Origin of the sequence: Acidocella aminolytica 101 = DSM 11237 (assembly GCF_900129125.1) — a bacterium.
In the GTDB taxonomy this organism is placed as follows: domain Bacteria; phylum Pseudomonadota; class Alphaproteobacteria; order Acetobacterales; family Acetobacteraceae; genus Acidocella; species Acidocella aminolytica.
Genome location: NZ_FQVJ01000018.1, coordinates 1 through 20,897, shown reverse-complemented (window position 1 = coordinate 20,897; position 20,897 = coordinate 1). Strand labels below are relative to the sequence as shown.

At 59.8% G+C, this 20,897-nt stretch carries 20 protein-coding genes; 8 read left to right on the top strand and 12 right to left on the bottom strand.

Going from position 1 to position 20,897, the window contains the following annotated elements; all coding sequences use genetic code 11:
- Positions 1-94: 94 nt before the first annotated feature.
- The 3 genes from clpA to BUB54_RS10825 form a co-directional block, all read right to left on the bottom strand.
- Entirely contained in the window at positions 95-2,437 is a 2,343-nt protein-coding gene (gene clpA, locus BUB54_RS10835) for an ATP-dependent Clp protease ATP-binding subunit ClpA (protein WP_048879281.1), read from the bottom strand.
- Positions 2,438-2,587: 150 nt separating this feature from the next.
- Entirely contained in the window at positions 2,588-2,917 is a 330-nt protein-coding gene (gene clpS, locus BUB54_RS10830) for an ATP-dependent Clp protease adapter ClpS (protein WP_048879282.1), read from the bottom strand.
- A 268-nt stretch (positions 2,918-3,185) separates the two neighbouring features.
- A complete protein-coding gene (locus BUB54_RS10825) occupies positions 3,186-3,716 on the bottom strand; it encodes a phasin family protein (RefSeq protein WP_048879283.1) in 531 nt (176 codons plus the stop codon).
- 355 nt (positions 3,717-4,071) lie between these two features.
- On the opposite strand from BUB54_RS10825, the gene BUB54_RS10820 reads away from it, so the two are divergent.
- The 3 genes from BUB54_RS10820 (at position 4,072) to BUB54_RS10810 (ending at position 7,081) form a co-directional block, all read left to right on the top strand.
- Positions 4,072-5,325: a D-alanyl-D-alanine carboxypeptidase family protein gene (locus BUB54_RS10820; RefSeq protein WP_052948387.1), complete on the top strand. Its 1,254-nt coding sequence runs from the start codon at positions 4,072-4,074 to the stop codon at positions 5,323-5,325.
- Between the two features lie 62 nt (positions 5,326-5,387).
- Positions 5,388-5,975, top strand: a complete 588-nt coding sequence (locus BUB54_RS10815) for a DedA family protein (protein ID WP_048879284.1) — start codon at positions 5,388-5,390, stop codon at positions 5,973-5,975.
- Positions 5,972-7,081: a D-alanine--D-alanine ligase gene (locus BUB54_RS10810; protein WP_048879285.1), complete on the top strand. Its 1,110-nt coding sequence runs from the start codon at positions 5,972-5,974 to the stop codon at positions 7,079-7,081. Before BUB54_RS10815 ends, BUB54_RS10810 begins: the two co-directional genes overlap by 4 nt.
- On the opposite strand, the gene BUB54_RS10805 is transcribed toward BUB54_RS10810, so the two are convergent.
- Both BUB54_RS10805 and BUB54_RS10800 read right to left on the bottom strand, forming a co-directional pair.
- Positions 7,078-8,169 (bottom strand): mechanosensitive ion channel family protein, encoded by a 1,092-nt coding sequence (locus BUB54_RS10805; RefSeq protein WP_241869392.1) that lies wholly within the window; start codon positions 8,167-8,169, stop codon positions 7,078-7,080. The genes BUB54_RS10810 and BUB54_RS10805 overlap by 4 nt on opposite strands.
- A 78-nt stretch (positions 8,170-8,247) precedes the next feature.
- A complete protein-coding gene (locus tag BUB54_RS10800) occupies positions 8,248-10,230 on the bottom strand; it encodes a primosomal protein N' (RefSeq protein WP_048879287.1) in 1,983 nt (660 codons plus the stop codon).
- A 45-nt stretch (positions 10,231-10,275) separates the two neighbouring features.
- Between BUB54_RS10800 and fsa the strand changes: the two genes are divergently transcribed.
- From fsa to BUB54_RS10785, 3 genes are all read left to right on the top strand, one after another.
- Positions 10,276-10,932: a fructose-6-phosphate aldolase gene (fsa, locus tag BUB54_RS10795; protein WP_048879288.1), complete on the top strand. Its 657-nt coding sequence runs from the start codon at positions 10,276-10,278 to the stop codon at positions 10,930-10,932.
- Positions 10,925-11,827, top strand: coding sequence for a tyrosine recombinase XerC (locus tag BUB54_RS10790; RefSeq protein ID WP_048879289.1), 903 nt, complete (start codon positions 10,925-10,927; stop codon positions 11,825-11,827). The genes fsa and BUB54_RS10790 overlap by 8 nt, the downstream gene beginning before the upstream one ends.
- 108 nt (positions 11,828-11,935) lie before the next feature.
- Positions 11,936-12,733, top strand: coding sequence for a sulfite exporter TauE/SafE family protein (locus BUB54_RS10785; RefSeq protein ID WP_048879290.1), 798 nt, complete (start codon positions 11,936-11,938; stop codon positions 12,731-12,733).
- Between the two features lie 58 nt (positions 12,734-12,791).
- Here BUB54_RS10785 and atpC read toward each other — a convergent pair whose 3' ends face one another.
- The 6 genes from atpC to BUB54_RS10755 form a co-directional block, all read right to left on the bottom strand.
- The gene (gene atpC, locus BUB54_RS10780; RefSeq protein WP_048879291.1) at positions 12,792-13,196 is read right to left on the bottom strand and encodes an ATP synthase F1 subunit epsilon; all 405 of its coding nucleotides are present in this window, start codon (positions 13,194-13,196) and stop codon (positions 12,792-12,794) included.
- Between the two features lie 3 nt (positions 13,197-13,199).
- Entirely contained in the window at positions 13,200-14,630 is a 1,431-nt protein-coding gene (atpD, locus tag BUB54_RS10775; protein WP_048879292.1) for a F0F1 ATP synthase subunit beta, read from the bottom strand.
- A gap of 10 nt (positions 14,631-14,640) precedes the next feature.
- Positions 14,641-15,516, bottom strand: coding sequence for a F0F1 ATP synthase subunit gamma (locus BUB54_RS10770; RefSeq protein ID WP_048879293.1), 876 nt, complete (start codon positions 15,514-15,516; stop codon positions 14,641-14,643).
- A 4-nt stretch (positions 15,517-15,520) separates the two neighbouring features.
- A complete protein-coding gene (gene atpA, locus BUB54_RS10765; protein WP_048879294.1) occupies positions 15,521-17,053 on the bottom strand; it encodes a F0F1 ATP synthase subunit alpha in 1,533 nt (510 codons plus the stop codon).
- Position 17,054: 1 nt separating this feature from the next.
- Positions 17,055-17,618, bottom strand: a complete 564-nt coding sequence (atpH, locus tag BUB54_RS10760; RefSeq protein WP_048879295.1) for an ATP synthase F1 subunit delta — start codon at positions 17,616-17,618, stop codon at positions 17,055-17,057.
- 141 nt (positions 17,619-17,759) lie between these two features.
- Complete coding sequence (locus BUB54_RS10755) at positions 17,760-18,329, bottom strand: DUF2889 domain-containing protein (protein WP_048879296.1); 570 nt, start codon at positions 18,327-18,329, stop codon at positions 17,760-17,762.
- Between the two features lie 112 nt (positions 18,330-18,441).
- Between BUB54_RS10755 and BUB54_RS10750 the strand changes: the two genes are divergently transcribed.
- Positions 18,442-19,827, top strand: a complete 1,386-nt coding sequence (locus BUB54_RS10750; protein ID WP_048879297.1) for an MFS transporter — start codon at positions 18,442-18,444, stop codon at positions 19,825-19,827.
- 24 nt (positions 19,828-19,851) lie between these two features.
- Here the strand turns inward: BUB54_RS10750 and BUB54_RS10745 are convergent, their stop codons facing one another.
- A complete protein-coding gene (locus BUB54_RS10745; RefSeq protein ID WP_052948389.1) occupies positions 19,852-20,262 on the bottom strand; it encodes a phosphoribosyltransferase family protein in 411 nt (136 codons plus the stop codon).
- Positions 20,263-20,518: 256 nt separating this feature from the next.
- Between BUB54_RS10745 and BUB54_RS10740 the strand changes: the two genes are divergently transcribed.
- Positions 20,519-20,746: a hypothetical protein gene (locus BUB54_RS10740; RefSeq protein ID WP_073211587.1), complete on the top strand. Its 228-nt coding sequence runs from the start codon at positions 20,519-20,521 to the stop codon at positions 20,744-20,746.
- Positions 20,747-20,897 lie beyond the last annotated feature (151 nt).

Sequence of the window (20,897 nt, the reverse complement as noted above, 5' to 3'; positions counted from 1 at the left end):
TAAACCACCCCCAGCCCAGGCGCAAGACAGATAAGCCAAGACCGTGTCTCGTAATGGCACAAAAAACGGCGCCCTCTCAGGCGCCGTTTACTGTTTAGTGAACTTCTTCCGGGGCTTTCTCGTCACCGCCATCGCCTTCGGCTTCCGGCTTGGGCAGCGCCAGGGCTGGCGCCTCGGAAACATCGAAAGCCAGCTTGCCGTCCTTCACGCTTACTTTCACGGCGCCACCCTTCACCAGCTTGCCGAACAGCAGTTCCTCGGCCAGCGGCTTCTTGATCTGCTCCTGAATCACCCGGCCCAACGGCCGCGCGCCATAAAGCGGCTCATAGCCACGCTCCGCCAAGAACTCCTTTGCGGCGGAAGAGAGCTCTATGGTCACGTTGCGGTCCGCGAGCTGTGCTTCCAGCTGCATCACGAACTTCTCCACCACGCGGCCGACAATCTCAGGCGTCAGCGCCGCGAAGGGGATAATCGCATCCAGACGGTTGCGGAATTCCGGCGTGAAGAGTTTCTTCACCGCTTCCTCATCCTCACCCACCCGAGTCTGCTTGCCAAAGCCGATGCCCGGCTTCTGCATGTCCGCCGCCCCGGCATTGGTGGTCATAATCAGGATGACGTTACGGAAATCCACCTGCTTGCCGTTATGGTCGGTCAACTTTCCGTGATCCATGATCTGCAACAGGATGTTGAACAGATCCGGGTGCGCCTTCTCGATCTCGTCCAGCAGCAGCACGCAATGGGGGTGTTGGTCGATCGCGTCCGTCAACATACCTCCCTGGTCGAACCCGACATAGCCCGGCGGCGCACCGATGAGCCGCGACACGGAATGGCGCTCCATATACTCGGACATATCGAACCGCGTCAGCTCAATGCCAAGAGTCGAGGCCAACTGCCGCGCCACCTCGGTCTTGCCGACACCGGTCGGACCGGAGAACAGATAGTTGCCAATCGGCTTTTCAGGATCGCGCAGGCCAGCGCGGGAGAGCTTCATGGCGGCGGAAAGCGCCTCAATGGCGGCATTCTGCCCAAACACCATCGCCTTCAGGTCACGTTCCAGATGGCGCAGCACCTCCTTGTCGTCCGTCGAGACCGACTTGGGCGGGATGCGGGCGATCTTGGACACCATATCCTCAACATCCTTGAGGGTCACGGTCTTGCGACGCTTATTCTCCGGCAGCAGCATCCGCGCCGCGCCCGCCTCGTCGATCACGTCGATCGCCTTATCCGGCAGCTTACGGTCGTTGATGTACTTGGCCGAAAGCTCCACGGCGGCACGGATGGCATCATCTGTGTAGCGCACCTTGTGGTGCTTCTCATAAGAGACCTTCAGTCCGCGCAGGATCTTCACCGCATCCTCGATGGAGGGTTCGTTTACGTCGATTTTCTGGAAGCGCCGGACCAGAGCACGGTCCTTCTCGAAGTAGTTTCGGAATTCCTTATAGGTCGTGGAGCCGATGCAGCGCAACGTACCCTGAGCCAGAGCGGGTTTGAGCAGGTTGGAAGCATCCATCGCCCCCCCCGAGGTCGCTCCAGCGCCGATCACAGTATGGATTTCGTCGATGAACAGAATGGCGCCGGGATTGGCCTCCATCTCCGTCACCACCGCCTTCAGCCGCTCTTCGAAATCGCCCCGGTAGCGGGTACCGGCCAGCAGCGCCCCCATATCCAACGCGAAGATGGTGGCGTTCAGCAGCACCTCCGGCACGTCGCCGTCGATGATGCGCTTGGCCAGACCCTCCGCAATGGCGGTCTTGCCCACGCCAGGGTCGCCTACATAAAGCGGGTTGTTCTTGGTACGGCGGCAGAGAATCTGAATCGTCCGCTCAATCTCGTGCTCACGCCCAATCAGCGGATCAATCTTGCCTTCCTTCGCCCTCTTATTGAGGTTGATGCAATAGGTAGAGAGCGCATCCTGCCCACGCTTGGCGCTGCCTTTCTCCTCACGCTCATTCGGTTCATTTTGCTCGGCCGAGCCCGTGGGCGGACGTGGAGCGGACTTGCCGGGGCTCTTGGCGATGCCGTGAGAGATGAAGTTCACCGCATCTAGCCGCGTCATGTCCTGCAACTGCAGGAAATACACGGCATGGCTCTCCCGTTCGGAGAACAGGGCCACCAGCACATTGGCGCCGGTCACCTCATCCCGTCCGGAAGATTGCACATGGATCGCCGCGCGCTGCACCACACGCTGGAACCCGGCGGTTGGCTTGGGGTCCCCACCGCGGTCGGTTGCCAGTCCGGCCAGATCCTTATCCAAAAACTCGGTCAGATCTTTCTTGATCTTCTCGATATCCACGCCGCAGGCCCGCAGCACCGTCAGCGCATCCGGATCCTCCACGAGCCCAAGCAGCAAATGCTCCAGCGTCGCGTATTCGTGTTTCCGGTCAGCGGCCAAGGACAGGGCCCGGTGGAGAGTCTGTTCTAGGTTGCGAGACAGCATGGATTCAAACCGTTCCTTCACGCCGAAACCCGGCGCTCTTAAATCCGGACATTGTATCTGCCTGCCCGGCTGGCATATTTACGACCTTGCCCATCAGCATGTCGTCAAGGTCTAACAGTTTAGATGGGTCTTGGATCGTAAAATAAAATCTCATTCTTTCTCAATCGTGCATTGTAGCGGGTGCTGATTCTGCCGTGCGAGGTCCATCACCTGGGTTACCTTGGTTTCTGCCACCTCGTAGGTATAAACCCCACACACCCCAACGCCGCGCCGATGGACATGCAGCATAATCTGCGTCGCCTGCTCGCGTGATTTCTGGAAAAACCGTTCCAGAACATGCACGACGAACTCCATCGGCGTGTAATCATCGTTAAGCATAAGGACTTTATACATCGTGGGCTTCCGCGTTTTGGGGCGCGGTTTTGCCACCACGCCAGCATTCGGCCCCTCTGACCCCTTATGTTTGTCGTTCTCACTCATCTCTATCGAACACCTTCAGCAAACACCGCCGCCCTAATAGGAACAGCCGGCCCACCCCAAGGGAAGCGGTATTTTGACTCAAACTTGTAGCAAAGCATATCGAAAGCAAGCCCTGCGATGAAAGAGCGTTTTCTCTGAAATCATTAAAAACATGATCTGGAAAACAGAGGCTTTCCAAACATAACCCAGACATTAAAAAAGGCCGGCCCCACCAGGAGCCGACCTTTTCGTATATGGGTCTCAAAAGAGACCGCGGAATTAGAACCCCTTAGCGGGCCTTGCCGAAGGTCTCGACAGCCATGGTGATGCGGGCGGTCAGCGGCGCGATGGCTTCTTCAGCCAGCTTCACGGACGCATCGGCGAATTTGTTACTCTCGGCCACGGCCTTCTCGATGGACGCCTTGGCATAGCCGGTCTGCAGGTCGAATGCTTCCTTCACCGACTTCACGCCCATCAGGGACTTGCCGAACGCGACAGAGTCCTCAATGGAAGCCTTGGAAGAGGCAGCGACATTCTTGGAAATGTCCTGGAACCCGGCAGCATAAATCTGGGACGCCTTCACGAAGGCTTCCATGTTGCCCTGGCTGAAAGCCAGAAACTCTTCAGAGGTCTTCATGGCTTTCTCAACACCTTCTTTAATCTTGGCCTGGGAAGTTTCCATGCCCTTGGTCGCCTTCTCGATCCCTTCGCGCACGGCGGACAGGGACTTTTCAAAGGACTTCACGGACGCATCGGTCGCGTTTTCAATGGTGGAGGCCGCAGTTTCGGCGGCGGCGGTTTTGGCTTTGGTGGCGCTCATCTGGGTTTGGCTCCCGTAATGGTGACGATCACTGCACAGCTCCAACCGTCGAGCACGCGGTGTTTTTCCGCAGCGCAGCAATTTCCTTTTAGTCAAACTGAGAGTGCAACGTCAAGCTATTTTTGTGCGTCGCACAAAAAGCTTTTAAGTGCCGGAATCGCCCCTTTGCACGGCTCCGCGCGTCAGCCCCCCCGTGCATCCCTGAAGCAATGGGGATAAGCCTTTCAGTTTTTAAGTCTTTCCTCGTTAAGTTTTGCGTTTATCCCTGGACAGGCCGTACTTTTGGCGATTACAACAATCAAGAGTCAAACTGGGAAGACGAGGCATGCAGGTGAGGAGCAAAGGTCGCTTGGCCATGTTGGCCATTGCCGGAATGTACGTGGCTGGGGCGCTCGTACCTTTGCCTGCCTCCGCCAACGAGCACCGTTACCACCATGCCGCGTCTGGTCCCACGTCGCCCGGCATCAGCTCAATCCTGGTTGATGCCCGCACCGGCAAAATCATTTCCGCCCATGACGAAGACGTCTCGCGCTATCCGGCGTCTCTGACCAAGCTGATGACGTTGGACCTTGCTTTTCAAGCGCTCGTTACCCATCAGATGACGCTGGACACAAGGATTCCTATCTCCTCGCAGGCGGCCTCGGTTGAGCCGGTGAAATTGGGGCTGCGCCCGGGTGAGAACATCACCGTGCGGGATGCCATCCTGGCGATGACCACCATGTCCGCGAACGACGCCGCGACGGCGCTCGGGCAATATCTCGGCCACGGCTCCCTGACCCGTTTTGCCCACATGATGAACGAGCGCGCCCATGTCCTCGGCATGGGCCGGACGCGTTTCACCAACCCTTCCGGCCTACCCAGCCCGTACCAGGTTACCACCGCGCGCGACCTTTCCATGCTGACCCGTAACATCTTGTGCGACTATCCGCAGTTCCAGGATTTTTTTGAGGTCACTTCCTTCCAGTTCCGTGGCCGGACAATCTTTAGTAATAATGGTATGCTCAAGAGCTATGCCGGAGCTACCGGCATGAAGACTGGCTATACCAATCTCGCCCGGCACAACCTCATCACCACCGCCAACCGCCACGGCCGGGAATTGATCGGCGTGGTTCTGCATGAGCCAAGCTGGGGCACTGCCTACACGCAAATGACCGCGATGCTGGACCATGGATTCGGCGGCCATGTACCCATGACCCACGCCATGGTGGAGGCCGCCAACCACCCGGCCAGCCCGGATATCATGCCAGCCCGGCCGGAGGTGGAAACAGTTGCCAGCCGTACGCCTGAGCATGTCACCGCCCTACCCGACTCTCCCCGGCATGAGCAAGCCGCAGGCAAGCAATGGGTGGCCCAGCTTGGGTTGTATTATTACAAAACCAACGCCCGCTATGCGGCGCTGAAGGCTCGCCGGCTGCACGGACGCGGCATTGCTCAGATTGAGCATGTGCATCGCCACGGCAAGGATCTCTGGCTGGCTCAGCTCACCGGACTGACCCATGACGGCGCGCACGACACCTGTCATGCGATGAACGCGCACGGCCGTCAGTGCGATGTTCTGCGGATGGATGCCGACCATCTGGCGATGCTCGACACATCGGAAGGCACCTGATCCGCAAAGCGTGATGTGCATAAGGTTGGCCTCAGCCCGGATCGGGGGTATGGGGCGCCAACATGCCGCTCTCTAGCTTCTTCACCGCCATCGCGGCTGCCACACTAGGGGCCAAGTCCCTTCAGGCAGCGGCCATCATCTCCGGCACATTCATCCTGGAAGATGCGGCGACCCTGCTTGCAGCCATGCAGGTTGCCTCCGGTGCGCTCTCCTTGCCGCTGGCCTTATGTTCGCTTTACGCTGGAATTGTGCTGGGCGATCTTGGCCTGTACGGGCTCGGCAGGCTTTCAGCCACCCATAGCTGGGCCAAAAAGCTAGTGCCCCAACAACGGCGTGATATCGGGCATGGCTGGGTCAGGGGAAAAGTCATCCCGCTGGTTCTGGTCAGTCGCTTTGTACCGGGGCTGCGCCTGCCGACCTACACCACGCTCGGCTTTCTGCACGCACCTTTCCTGCATTTCGCTCTGGCGGCCATTCTCGCCACGCTGATCTGGACCACGGGGCTGTTTTTCATCAGCCTTCGCCTGGGCGTGCTGATGGCGCATTATCTCGGAATTTGGCGCTGGGCTGGGCTTGCGGTATTCCTGGTCATTATCATCCTCGTTGGCCGCCTGGCGACGAAACTCTACAACAAGAGGACATCGAAATGAGCGGCACATCCCTGGCCGGGACCATTGGTAAACTCAAGCGGCCCGCCCAGAAGAGCCCTGTTTCCTTCTTTGAATTCTGGCCGGACTGGCTATTTTACGCCCCTGTCGTGGCGTTCTGGACTTACAATGCCATCCGCTATCGCAGCATAACCCTGCCCTCTCTGGCCAATCCACGGATCAATGCGGGCGGCATTTGCGGCGAGTCTAAAAACGCGATCCTCGGCCTGGCCGGTCCGGCGGCGCGCGCCTGGGTGGCGGATTATATCGGCCTCAGCGTTTCTGGGCATGTGGATGGGGATGATCTGGGTCGTGCTCTGGCGGCGATGCAGCGCGCCGGGCTGAACTTTCCCGTGGTAGCCAAACCGGACATGAGTTGCAATGGCGTCGGCGTGCGAGTGGTGCGGGATGAAGCCCAGCTTGCCGCTTATCTGAGCGGCTTCCCGCGCGGAGCTGAGCTGCAGTTGCAAGCCCTTATCTCTTATGAGGGTGAAGCCGGTATTTTCTACATCCGTCACCCTGGCGAGAAGACCGGCCGCATCACCTCCGTCACGCTGAAATACCCGCCCGTGGTGGTGGGAGATGGCCGCTGGAATGTGAAAGAGCTGATCGCCGCCGATGACCGGCTGAACGCCATCTCTCATCTGCTGCTCCCCAAACTCGGCCCCAAAGCCGCCAAAATACCCAGCCTTGGTGAGCGGGTAGAGCTGGTTTTCGTCGGCAACCATTGCCGTGGCTCAACTTTCAAGGATGGCCTTTCTGTTGTTACCCCGGCCCTTAGCGCGCGGATCGACGAGATCATGCAGGCCATGCCGGGCGTGTACTTCTCCCGTATCGACCTGCGCTACCGGGACCTGGACGCGCTGCGTGAAGGGCGGGATTTCAAGATTATCGAATTTAACGGCTCAGGGTCCGAGGCAACCCATATCTGGGACCCGGAAATGACGCTGTCCCGCGCCTACAAGGACCAGTTCTTTCATTATGGCGAATCTTTCCGCATCGGCGCGGCGTTCCGCAAAACCGGTTTAAAGCCGATCGGCCCGCTCAAGCTTCTGGCACTCTGGCAGCACCAGAAGCGGTTAATGCGCGCCTATCCGACGAACGACTAAGACGCCACCATCTCCAGCCGCCGCCTAGACAAGGAATCAGGGTACTCCCGCGCCAGCCAAGTGATCATCGCCTCACGCACGTCGCAGCGCAAATCCCACAGCACCCCGGCATTACGGGCACTCATCAGCAGGCGCAATTCCACGCTGGCATTGGGTAAGTCCGTCACCTGCACACCCGCCACCTTGCCGTCCCATTTCGGATTCCCCGCCACGACCTCACGCAGCTTTTCGCGCACTTTCGCGACCGGCACGTTGTAATCCACATACAGCATAACCGTGCCCAGCAGATCAGCCGAGGAATGGGTCCAGTTCTGAAAAGGCTGCTCGATGAAATAAGAGAGCGGCACAATCATCCGTCGCAAATCCCAGATACGGATGACGACATAGGTGCTGCCGATCCGCTCAATCCACCCCCACTCCCCCTGCACAACCACTGAATCCTCCAACCGGATTGGCTGAGTGAGTGCAATCTGGATGCCTGCCAGCAGGTTGCTCAACAGTGGCCGCGCCGCCAAGCCAACAATCAATCCCGCCGCACCGGCCGAGGCAAACAGGCTGACGCCATATTGGCGCACGGAACTGCTGGTCATCAGCGCCAAGGCGATGGTCATGACCAACAGCAGCGTGCGCATCGCAGTGCGAAGAATATTGATCTGCGTGACGTGTTTGCGCGCCTGCAGATTATTACTGTCATCTTCAAAACGGATGCGCGACACATAAATATCCGCGAACAGGTCAACCGCGTTCATCGCGCTCCAGCCCAGTACCAGCACCAGGGTGGCCGCCAGCCCATGTCCAATCAGATACGCAAAGCTACCCGGCAAAGGCGCGACCGGCAGTACAGCGCTGACCGCTGCCAGAACCAGCAGGGCGCAGATGGGCCCTTTGCAGCGAGCCGCCAGCTTTGCGGCTACATCGCCATAACGCGCCGCCCGCCGTGAAAGAGCGCCAATCACCCAATTACAAAGAGAAGCTGCGACCAACGCCGCCCCGGTCAGCAAAACCGTGCCTGTCACCCAGTCAGGAATGGCGTGATAAATCCAGCTTCCCAAAGCCCGCGCGTGATCGATCAAGGACAGCGTCTCCACGGTTGATCATGTCCGGTGAATCCGAATTAGCCGCTGAACCCCTGGTTTGAACCCTTATAATAATGAACATTTTTTAACTTACATGAATGAAATCGGGTCCACATCCACATCCAGCTTCACTTGGCGGGGCACCGCCACCTGCGCTAGCCAGGCACGCAGCAAGGGTTGCACGGCAATGTCCCGCCGGGTTTTCAACAATAAGCGCCGCCTGTGCCGCCCCCGCAGCAGCGCGATGGGTGCTGGCGCCGGACCCAAAACCTCCACGCCCTGAATACGCGGCGCGGCGCGGGCCAGGGCGCGGGCAATCTGGTCGGCCAGGCGTTCATCCACTGCGCTCACAATCAGCGCCGCCAATCGCCCGAAAGGCGGCCAGTGGCCGGGGCGGCGAATGGCCGCCTCCTGCTCCAAAAATGCAGGCAAATCCCCCGAAAGAAGCGCCTGGATAACTGGATGCTCCGGCTCGTAGCTTTGCAGCAGCACCCGCCCTGGCGCTTCCGCCCTCCCGGCGCGTCCGGCCACCTGATGCAGCATCTGCACCGTATGCTCACCAGCCCGTAGATCCCCGCCGGCGAGGCCAAGATCGGCATCCACCACCCCAACCAGCGTGAGATGCGGAAAATGCCAGCCTTTTGCCACCATCTGTGTCCCGATGATGATGCCAACTTCCCTCGCCGAAATTTTTGCGGCGGCCTCCGCCGCCTGGGCCGGGCCTTCAATTACGTCCGAGGCCATAACCAGCGTCTCGGTTTCGGGGAATAGTTCCGCCACCTCCTCCGCGATGCGCTCCACACCGGGGCCGATCGGCACAAAGCTTCCCTCCGCTTCGCAGAACGGGCATTTCAGCGGGCGCTGCATGGAATAGCCGCAATGATGGCAGGAAAGCCGGGGCGAGGCGCGGTGCTCCACCAGCCAGGCCGAACAGTTGGGGCAGGAAAGCCGGTGCCCACACGTGCGGCAGAGGGTCAGCGGCGCATAGCCCCGCCGGTTGAGGAACAGCATTGCCTGCTCCCCGCGCGCCAAAGTCTGCCGCATCGCGACTACCAGTAAAGGCGACAGGAATTTGCCACTCTCAGGCGGCGCATCCCGCATATCCAGCGCCTCCATGCGCGGCAAAGCCGCTCCGCCATGCCGGGTGGGCAGATCCAGCTTGCGATAACGCCCCTGAGCGGCATTTTCAGCGGTTTCAAGGCTGGGCGTGGCACTCACTAGCAGCACGGGCGCGGCACAGAGCTTAGCGCGTACCACCGCCATATCCCTTGCGTTATACATCACGCCGTCCTCTTGCTTGAAGGACGTTTCATGCTCTTCATCCACAACGATGAGACCAAGATCAGCAAAGGGCAGAAACAGCGCCGAGCGCGCGCCCACCACCACATCCGCCCGGCCTTGCGCCACGGCGCGGAAGGTCTCTCGCCGCTGTGCGGGTGTCAGCTCCGAATGCCAAACGGCGGGCCGGACTCCGAATCGTGCCTCGAATCGCGCCAGCATTTGCACGGACAGCGCGATTTCCGGCAGCAGCACCAGAACCTGCCGCTTTCGCCGCAACGCTTCCGCCACGGCTTCCAGATAGACCTCCGTCTTGCCGGACCCCGTCACACCATCCAGCAATGTGACGGAAAATGTCTCTGCCCCCACCGACTCGCGCAAGGAAGACGCCGCTTTTTCCTGAATCACTGAAAGAGACGGGCCAGGCCGCATCGGATCGGCCCCGCCAAAAACAAAGGTCTTCGCCCGTTTTAGGGGCGTTTCCAGCAGCTTCTCCTTCAGCGTCAATGCCAGCACATCCCCGCGCGGGGCCAGCGTATAATGCCCAACCCAGTCAATGAACTTCCGCAAACTCTCTGGTAAAGGTGGGAAAGCCAGCACCTCCATCACCGGGCGTGTTTTCACGGTCTGGTCTGGCGGATCATCCCACACAGCCCCAACAACCGTGCGGCGCCCCAGCGGCACGCGCACCAGCGTACCCGGCACCAACGGCGCCTCGGCCTCATAGGTAAAGGCCATGTCGAATTTATAGGGGAGCAAAATGCTGAGTCGGGTTGTCCGGGGGGCTGGCTCCATGCTGTATGCTCTTAACCAAAGACCCTGTTCACCGGAAAGCCACCTATGAAATTCTTTGTCGATACTGCTGAAATCTCCGAGATCCGGGAGCTCGCCACCACAGGCCTGTTGGACGGCGTTACCACCAACCCCTCCCTCATTGCCAAATCCGGCCGCAAGATCCTCGACGTGATTGCCGAGATCTGCGAGGTCGTCTCCGGCCCGGTAAGCGCCGAGGTTGCCGCCACCGAATATAAGCAGATGCTGGACGAGGCCGAAGTGCTGAAGAAAATCGCCCCAAACGTGGCGATCAAAGTGCCCCTGACCCAGGATGGCCTGAAAGCCTGCTACGCGCTCTCCCAGGAAGGCACGATGGTCAATGTGACCCTTTGCTTCTCCCCTGCTCAGGCGCTGCTGGCCGCCAAGGCCGGCGCCACCTTCATCTCCCCCTTCGTTGGCCGCCTGGATGATATCGGGCAGAACGGCATGGATCTGATCGCCGATATCGTGACGATCTATAACAACTATCCCAACCTGAAGACCGAGGTGCTTGTCGCCTCCATCCGCAACCCAGTCCATCTGATCGAGGCCGCGAAGATGGGTGCGGACGTTGCCACCATTCCGCCCTCCGTCATTAAGCAGCTTTATGGCCACCCGCTGACCGACAAGGGCCTGTCCGCCTTCCTGAAGGACTGGGCCTCGACCGGCCAGAGCATTGTCTGACACGCTGCTGCTTGAATTTTGTTCCTGGCTCGGCGCTGAACGCCGGGCCGGGGCAATGACTGTCGAGACTTATGCCCGCGATGTGCAGGCTTTTTTTTCTTTCTGTGCCGAGCATACCGGCGAAACGCCCAGCGTTAATAGACTCGGGACATTACGCGCCGCTGACTTCCGCGCTTTTCTAGCCCGCGCCGCCGCGGGTGGCGACATAAACGCCACCCGCGCGCGCAAACTCTCTGCCCTGCGGACGTTTTTCCGTTACCTGCACCAACGCCATGGTGTTGATGGCACACAACTTTCCCTAATCGCCCGCCCGCGCCCCAAACGCCCCCTCCCCAAGGCCCTCACGCCTAATGACGCGCTGACCGTCACGCACGATATTGGCGAGGCGACCGACACCGCCTTGGAGCAAGCTCGTGACACGGCTCTGATGGCGCTGCTCTATGGCGCCGGCCTGCGAATCGCCGAGGCACTGGCGTTGAATGTCGGGCATATCCCCGCTGCGGACGATGCCCTGCGTGTGACCGGAAAAGGAAATAAGCAGCGGATCGTGCCGCTTTTGCCCGCCGTACGCGCCGCCATCTCCGCCTGGTTGAAACTGCATCCGAATCCCGGGCGCGAGAAGCCGCTGTTCACCGGTGTACGCGGCGGCCGCTTGAATGCCAGCGTCGTACAGAAACATCTCCGCGATTTCCGCCGTCAAAGTGGCCTGCCGGAACACGCTACCCCCCACGCGCTGCGCCACAGCTTTGCCACGCATTTGCTAGCAGGCGGCGCGGATCTGCGCTCTATTCAAGAACTGCTAGGCCATGCCAGCCTTTCTACTACCCAGCGTTATACCGACGTCGAAACCAGCCAGCTTATGGATGTCTGGCGCAGGGCACATCCACGCGCTTGAGTAGATTGAACTTTTGCCGCGTTGATGGCCAGGCACACCGGCTTAGAATAAATTTTCTTGCCTCATAAATTTCATTGCCTGATGATTGGGGTTATGTGAATATAACCTATGTTTTCAATAGGAAATTTGGGGTTTGAACCCGCCTATATCATCTCCGGCGCCCTGGTGGGGCTTCTGGTTGGGCTGACAGGTGTGGGCGGGGGCTCCCTGATGACACCGCTCCTGGTGCTGCTGTTTGGCTTCCACCCCAGCACCGCTGTCGGCACGGACCTATTATTCGCCGCCGCCACCAAAACAGTGGGCACCGCCATCCATAGCAGCGGCAAAACCGTAGATTGGAAGATCGTTGCCCGACTGGCCATGGGGTCCATCCCGGCGACACTCCTCAGCATGGCCGGAATTGCCTATTTTGGCGCCGCCAGCAAAATCGTAACCGATACAATCTCCTTGACCCTTGGTATCGCGCTGCTGATCAGCGCTATCTCCCTGCTGCTCAAGGATCAGATCTTAAAAACTATCTCCCACCGTTATCCAGATTTCGGCGAGCGCCACTCTTTTCGCCTGACCGTTCTGACCGGGTTTGTCTTGGGCCTGCTTGTGACGCTGTCATCCGTTGGAGCAGGCGCATTGGGTACGATTGCGCTCATTATTCTCTACCCGCGTCTGCCGATGGTACGGATCGTTGGTTCCGATATCGCGCATGCCGTGCCACTGACACTGCTGGCAGGGGGGGGGCACTGGTTCCTGGGCAATACGGATTTCTCCTTGCTTGGAGAGCTGCTCATCGGGTCCATTCCCGGCATCATCGTCGGCAGCCTCGCCGCCCGCCGCGCACCGGAGCTGTTTCTGAAAACATGTCTGGGACTGATCCTTGTGATCGTCGGTTTCAGGATGTTGATCAAATAAAAAAGGGCGCCTCCCGATAAGGAGGCGCCCAACCCAGTTTCTTGGGAGCCAACTTTTTTCAGACGGTGGCGCTATCCACCATCGCCTGCGCAGAGATCAGTTTGTCAGACGCTTCACGATAAGCATCCGCATCATGCACATCCGCCGCATCGAAGGCTGCTTTTGCCTCAAGCAGTTTCGCCTGAGCCTCCGACACATCGATATCCGCCTGACGGATGATCTCATCCGCCAGAACAGAACAACGCGACTCGGTTACTTCGGCAAAGCCGCCGGTCACGAAGAACCGGTCCGTAACTCTATTGCCTTCATAAATATCCACCAGCCCGCCACGCAGGCTGGTCACGAGCATGGCATGGCCCGGCAGAATGCCGAGATCGCCATCCGTCCCTGGGACGACGACCATATCGACGTCGCGGGACAGAAGCAGCCGCTCCGGGCTGACGATTTCCAGGGCCACGGGCATGGATCAGGCCTTCGCCGCCAGAGCTTCCGCCTTGGCGATCGCCTCTTCGATGGTGCCGACCATGTAGAAGGCCGCTTCCGGCAGATGATCATAATCACCAGCCACGATGCCCTTGAAGGCGCGAATCGTGTCTTCAACCTTCACGAACACACCCGGAGTGCCGGTGAACACTTCCGCCACATGGAACGGCTGGGAGAGGAAGCGCTCGATCTTACGGGCACGCGCCACAACCAGCTTATCGTCGTCGGAAAGTTCGTCCATGCCCAGAATGGCAATGATGTCCTGCAGGGATTTGTAAGTCTGTAGGATGCGCTGTACGTCGCGCGCCACCTGGTAATGCTCCTCACCCACGACACGCGGGTCGAGCGAACGGGAAGTGGAGTCCAACGGGTCCACGGCCGGGTAGATGCCCTTCTCGGCAATGGCGCGGTTGAGCACCGTGGTCGCATCCAGATGCGCGAAGGTCGCGGCCGGGGCCGGGTCAGTCAGATCGTCCGCGGGCACGTACACGGCCTGCACGGAAGTGATGGACCCCTTCTTGGTGGAAGTAATACGCTCCTGCAGCGCGCCCATATCGGTGGCCAGTGTAGGCTGATAGCCCACGGCGGAGGGGATACGCCCCAACAGCGCGGACATCTCGGCACCAGCCTGGGTGAAACGGAAGATATTGTCCACGAAGAACAGCACGTCCTGGCCCTCCTGGTCACGGAAATACTCGGCCATCGTCACGCCGGAGAGAGCAACACGGGCACGCGCACCCGGCGGCTCGTTCATCTGGCCATAGACCAGTGCCACCTTGGAACCTTCAGTGTCGTTCTCGTTCAGCTTGATGACGCCCGCATCAACCATTTCATGATACAGGTCATTACCCTCACGGGTACGTTCGCCAACGCCTGCGAACACGGACACGCCACCATGTCCCTTGGCGATGTTGTTGATCAGCTCCTGAATAAGCACGGTCTTGCCCACGCCAGCACCGCCGAACAGGCCAACCTTGCCGCCCTTCAGATATGGGGCCAACAAATCCACCACCTTGATGCCTGTCACCAAGATCTCGGCGGAACCTGCCTGCTCTTCGAAAGAGGGAGCGGCGCGGTGGATAGGCATGCGATCAGACCCGGGGATCTCGCCGCGCTCATCGATCGGCTCGCCGATCACGTTCAGGATACGGCCCAGCACGCCCGGGCCGACCGGCACGGATATCGCAGTGCCGGTATCAGTCACGGATTGGCCGCGCACCATGCCATCGGTGGTGTCCATGGCAATGCAGCGCACAGTGCGTTCGCCGATTTCCTGTGCCACTTCCAGCACAAGGCGTCGCTCGCCCACCTTGGTCTCCAGCGCGTTCTGGATGAAGGGCAGCGCGCCGTCGAACTCCACGTCGACAACGGCGCCATTGATCTGGGTCACTCGGCCGGTGTTGTTGCTTGTCATCTCTCTGTCCTCAAACGGCTTCCGCGCCGGAAATGATTTCGATCAGCTCTTTGGTGATGTTCGCCTGGCGAGCCCGGTTATAATCGAGCGTCAGCCTCTTGATCATCTGGCCAGCATTGCGGGTGGCGCTGTCCATCGCGGTCATCTGCGCGGCATAAAAACCGGCGGCGTTTTCCAGCAGCGCGGCATAGATCTGCACTGCGAGATTGCGCGGCAGCAACCGGTCCAGCAGCGTGCCGTCATCCGGCTCCACCTCGTAATTATGCTCGACCTTGTTGTCATTCGCAGTTGGCGCGGCGGCTGGAATCAAGGGCTGTTCGAAGGGCTTCTGGGTCATAACGCTATGGAAGCGGTTGAACACCAACGTCACCACATCATACTCGCCAGCCCTGAAGCCACGAATGACTTCCTGGGCCACCTCCTCGGCATCGGCAAAAGTCACGACCTTTTTGCCGACGAAGTTCTTGGCACCAACGATCTGGCTGCCCATATCGCGGCGCAGCGCGTCATTTCCCTTGCGGCCCAGCGCAAAGATCTTCACGGACTTGCCTTCTGCCTGCAAGGCAGCGGCTTTCTGGCGCACCTGCTTAGCGATATTGGCGTTGAAAGCGCCAGCCAGGCCGCGGTCAGCGGTTACAGCCACCAGCAAATGGGTCTGGCTTTTGCCATTCCCGACCAGCAGCTTGTGGCCGTTCGGGTTGCCAGCCTCGGAGGCCGCAAGTGCCGACAGCATCTCCGCCATGCGCACGGCATAAGGGCGGGACGCCTCCGCTTGCGCCTGCGCCCGGCGGAGCTTGGCCGCCGCCACCATCTTCATGGCGCTCGTGATCTTCTGCGTTGATTTAACGCTATTGATCCGGTTGCGCAGGATTTTCAGCGAAGGCATGGGCTTACCCGAAGGTCCGCAGCAAGTTCTCGATAAACGCGATGAGCGCCTTCTCGGTCTCCGGCTTAATCTGCTGATCGGTCTCGATCGCCTTCATGATATCCGCGCCGTTCTGCTTCAACTCGGAGATCAGCATCGTCTCGAAATTACCAACCTTCTCAACCGGGATGCTGTCCAGATAGCCGCGCGTACCGGCAAACACGGACACAACCTGCTCAGACACGGAGAGCGGTTTGAACTGCGGCTGCTTCAGCAGCTCGGTCAAGCGCGCGCCACGGGCCAGAAGCTTCTGGGTCGCGGGATCGAGATCGGACGAGAACTGCGCGAAGGCCGCCATTTCGCGGTACTGCGCGAGGTCCAGCTTAATCTTGCCAGCCACCTGCTTCATCGCCTTGATCTGCGCGGCAGAGCCAACGCGGGACACGGAGAGACCCACGTTAATGGCGGGACGGATTCCCTTGAAGAACAGCTCCGTCTCCAGGAAGATCTGACCATCAGTAATAGAGATCACGTTGGTCGGAATATAAGCGGCGACGTCACCAGCCTGGGTCTCAATCACCGGCAGAGCGGTCAGTGAACCAGCGCCCCTTTCGTCGGACATCTTAGCCGCCCGCTCCAGCAAACGGGAGTGCAGGTAGAACACGTCACCAGGATAAGCTTCACGTCCCGGCGGGCGGCGCAGCAGCAGGGACATCTGACGGTAAGCCACTGCCTGCTTGGAAAGATCGTCATAGCCGATCAGGGCGTGCATGCCGTTATCGCGGAAATACTCGCCCATGGTGCAGCCGGTGTAAGGGGCCAGATACTGCATGGGCGCCGGGTCCGACGCGGTAGCGGCAACGACGATGGAGTATTCCATCACGCCGTATTCTTCGAGCGTACGCACCAACTGCGCCACGGTGGAGCGCTTCTGCCCGACAGCGACATAGATGCAGTAAAGCTTCTTGCTCTCATCCCCCGTGGCGTTAACCGCCTTCTGGTTGATGATGGTGTCGACGATCAGCGCGGTCTTGCCGGTCTGGCGGTCACCGATGATCAACTCGCGCTGGCCGCGCCCGACGGGTACCAGCACGTCAATCGCCTTGATGCCGGTCTGCATCGGCTCATGCACGGATTTGCGGGGAATGATGCCCGGCGCCTTGGTTTCAACTAGGCGGCGCTCGGCATACATCACCGGCCCCTTACCGTCGATCGGGTTGCCCAGCGCGTCAACCACTCGGCCCAGCAAACCCTTGCCTACTGGCACGTCGACGATCTCGCCGGTGCGGGTAACAACGTCACCCTCGCGCACCCCTTTGTCGTCGCCGAAGATCACGACGCCAACATTGTCTGTCTCGAGGTTCAGCGCCATGCCCTTGAGCCCAGCATTGGGGAAGCTCACCAGCTCACCAGCCTGAACATTGGCAAGACCGAACACGCGCGCAATGCCGTCCCCGACGGAGAGGACCTGGCCGGTTTCGGCCACATTGGCTTCAGTGTCGAAATCCGCGATCTGACGCTTCAGAATCTCAGAGATTTCGGCGGGACGGATCTCCATATCAGGCAGCTCCCTTGAGAGAATAATTCAGCCGGTTAAGGCGAGACGTAAGACTTGTATCATAAAGCTTGTCGCCAATTTGAAGTTTGAGGCCGCCCAGCAGGGACGGGTCCACCTTCTCGACAAGTTTGACATTACTATAGCCGGATTCAGCGAGCCGCGCATGAAGCTGGCTGCGCTGCACATCCGACAGCGAATGGGCGGAAACCACACTGGCCACCACCACGCCGCGCTTGGCGGCCGCATAGGACAGAAACCCTTCCGCCAGCATCGGCAGACTGGGCAGGCGGCGATTGGCCGCAACCACTCCCACAAAATGACGAACCAGCTCGGCAACGCCCTGGGACGTCAAGGCCTGGTCAAGCGCAGGGCCAACCTTTGAGGTGTCAGTCAGCGGATTGGACAGCAACCCTGCAACAGCCGGGCTGTCCTTGATCAGGCGTACCAACGCCTCCATCTGCTCAACGGTCTCGTCCAGCGTACCCCGCTCAGCGGCCAGTGCATAAAGCGCCGCAGCGTAGCGCGCGGCGAGGCCATTGACTCCCTTGTCCGTTATATCGACCAAAGTTTATCCCGCCTTCGTTGCCGTGCTCTGAAATATATTGCCTCTTGCGAGGCTCGGCGGGGCAGTAACATAGGGTTTCCGCCGCAGCAAGGCCATAAGTTGGCTTCGCCGCCAATCGTGACAAAGCTGCCGCAGCTTGTGTCAGTTTGATACAAAGTTTTCTTCCTCCGCCGTCAACCGGGCCACAACAGGGCTGGTCTCGGCGTAAGAGTGGCAGCTATTCAGAAGCCCTGGTGCCAAGCCATGATTGTCCTTGCGGGGTTGGCCATCAAGCGCATGATTTTTAAGGCTATATTGCGTCTGATAGGCCGTTGTGGCCATGGGTTGCAGCAATTCCCGCAAATGGGTGCAGCCTTCCGTCCCACCAACACGCTGCCCGGCAGCGCGAAGAAATCCTTTGCCGACTTTTAATCCCACAAGACGTTCCATTTTGGGAGCCGTCTGCGGGCACATATTATAGGGTGTGGCATCCATACGCGCCTCGCAGGCGGTAATCTCCAAGTCGGCGGGAGTCAGGGTCATCCGAATCCACATATCGTGCAGCGGCTCTCCGGCCGCGATCATGGTACGGTCCAAATTGCCCATACTATAGCTCTTTACGTCGGTCATCCGCGCTTCGATTTCGATTTGCCCGTCGTCACGCACATAACCGCGCAGTTGAACGTCACGCATATGAACAAGCCGGCGAGACCCGGCGGCGGAAAGCGGCATCTGTTCGTCCTTATCTTCTAACCTGCAATGCAGGGCATATGTGGTGCCTCTTGCAGGCTGTAACTGCCATAGTCAAAAGGATCAGCACAATTGCTGAAAGGGACGAGCATCCATGGAAGGGGAAGCCGCCGCATCCGGCTATAGCCATGCCGAGCGGTTGAGGGTGGTGCATGGCGTGCTGTTATGCGTTCTACTGGCTGCCATAGACCAGACCGTGGTTCTACCCGCGATTCCGCAAATGGCGGAAACGCTACATGGGGCGGCCCATCTTTCCTGGGTGGTTTCCGCCTATCTCCTCGCCTCAACGGCCACAACGCCAATTTATGGCAAACTTTCGGACCAGTTTGGGCGGGTCAAGGTGCTGGTGCCTTGCCTGCTGGGGTTTTTGCTGGCCAGCATTGTCTGCGCCATGGCACAGAGCGTGGGGGTGCTGCTGCTGGGGCGGGCCCTGCAAGGGCTGGGCGGCGGCGCGCTCTTGGCTGTTTCGCAATCTGCCGTGGCGGATGTGGTGCCGCCGCGCGAGCGCGGGCGTTACCAAGCTTGGTTCGCCTCGATGTGGGCCCTGGCCTCCGGCGCCGGGCCGGTAGTGGGCGGCTATCTGGCGCAGCATTACTCCTGGCGCGTTATTTTCTGGGCGAATCTGCCGCTGGGCGCGGCGGCTTTGGTTCTATGCCTGCGCGGCCTGCGCGGCCTGCCCATTGCCGGGCAACGCGGCAAGCTGGACCTCACCGGCGCCCTGCTACTGATGGGCAGCAGCCTGATGATGCTGGTCGCGCTAAGCCTGGGCGGAGTGAATGTGCCCTGGCTCTCCTGGCCAGAAGCCTCCTTGGTGCTTCTGGCCTTGGGCGGATTCTGGCTGTTCCGCACACAACAACGCCTGACCGCCGCCCCCTTGCTGCCGGGCGGGTTGCTCAAGCGACTGCGTACCATCATCGCCGTGGCGTGGCTGAATACCGCGGCCATGTTCGCCTCCATCTTCATGCTGCCTTTGCTACTGCAGCGATTTTTCCACGAATCGCCTGCCAGCGCCGGTGTGCATCTAGTGCCTTATTTGCTTAGCGGGGCATTGGGCGCGTATGCGGCTGGGCAAACCACCAGGCGGACCGGCTGGGTACGGCCCGTTCTCATCGGTGGGCTAATTCTTTCCAGCTCCAGCTTTCTTGTCATGGCCGTCTTACCGCTCTGGAGCCCGGTGCCGGTCTCCGCTTTGCTCGGATTCGGGCTTGGTATCCTCAACCCAACCACGCTGATTGCCGCGCAAAGCCTGGCGCAACCCCAGGAACTGGGAATCGCCACCGGCATGTTGCTGCTGTTGCGCGCCATGGGCGGTGCCTTTGGCGCGACGCTGGCGGGCGCCGCCCTGAATGGCAGTGGGCATACGGTCATCTCAGGTTACCGCTTCGGCTTTGGGTTCTGCCTGCTTCTAACACTAGCCGGGCTTTTAATCATGGCCCTTTCACCGGAGATCAGACTGCGCGGCAGCACGGCCAAAAGCTGATCATTAGGTGTCGGGAATCGGCCGTCAAACGCCATCCACCGGACGGAATTGTGGAATATGAGCCAACCCAAGCACCAAAGCCACATCACGCCCCAGCTTTGTTTTCCATTCATGCGCCCCGGTCAGTACCGTGCTGACACCCACAATCTCCGCCTCCGCCTTACGCAGCAGCGCCAAAGCCCCGTTGAGGCTGCCACCGCTGACCACCACATCATCCACCAGCAAAATGCGATTACCCGCGAGCAGCGGCAATGCCCGCCGGTCCAGCAACAGTTTTTGCGCTTCGGCTGGGGTAATGGAACTGATCTCCTGCGCCAGCGCATCGCACAGATACAATTTCGGCGATTTCTGCAGAACCACATAACTGTCCAGCCCCAGGGCGCGCGTCACCTCAATGGCCAGCAGAATCCCCAGCGTGGCCGCGATCCAATGCACACATCTCTGAGCGTATTGAGTTAGCGTTGAAGAGCTGATTCACTGACCGCTGATTTGCTCGGGATGTTTGTATGGGCATCAGGGACATTGAAGTGAGGCGGTTTTCAGTTGGCGGGTTCGGCGATTTTCGGCTGGAAAAAAGGGGGCCTGGTGTCATGCGGCGCTGGTTGCCCATCCGGGTTCCTGTATCCTGGAATTGCCATGCGGCCAGCGACGAGGCGAGGTAGGCTTTGGTCGGTTTTTGCGTAATCCGGCATTGACTGTGGCCGCCTTGAGTGCGGCTGCGGCGGAGAGAACCGCAGGGCGTGTCGCGGGGCGCGATATTTTGGCCATCCAAGACACCAGCGAGATTGTGCTGGGCGGGCCGAAGGTCCGTCAGGCGGGCTTTGGCCCAGTTGGCCGTGGCGGCTTTCTGGGTGGGGTCCTGCTCCATCCCGTGCTGGTGGTTGATGCCATGAGCGGTGAACTTGTGGGGGCTTGCTGATTTTGCCCTGTGGAACCGCGACAAGCAAAATGAATTGCACCACGCCAGGCGGCCGCTGGAGCAAAAGGAATCCCGGAAATGGCTGAATGGCGTAAGATGTGCCAGCGATACGCTTGGCAAGGCTCGACGCATCACGGTCGTGTCGGACCGG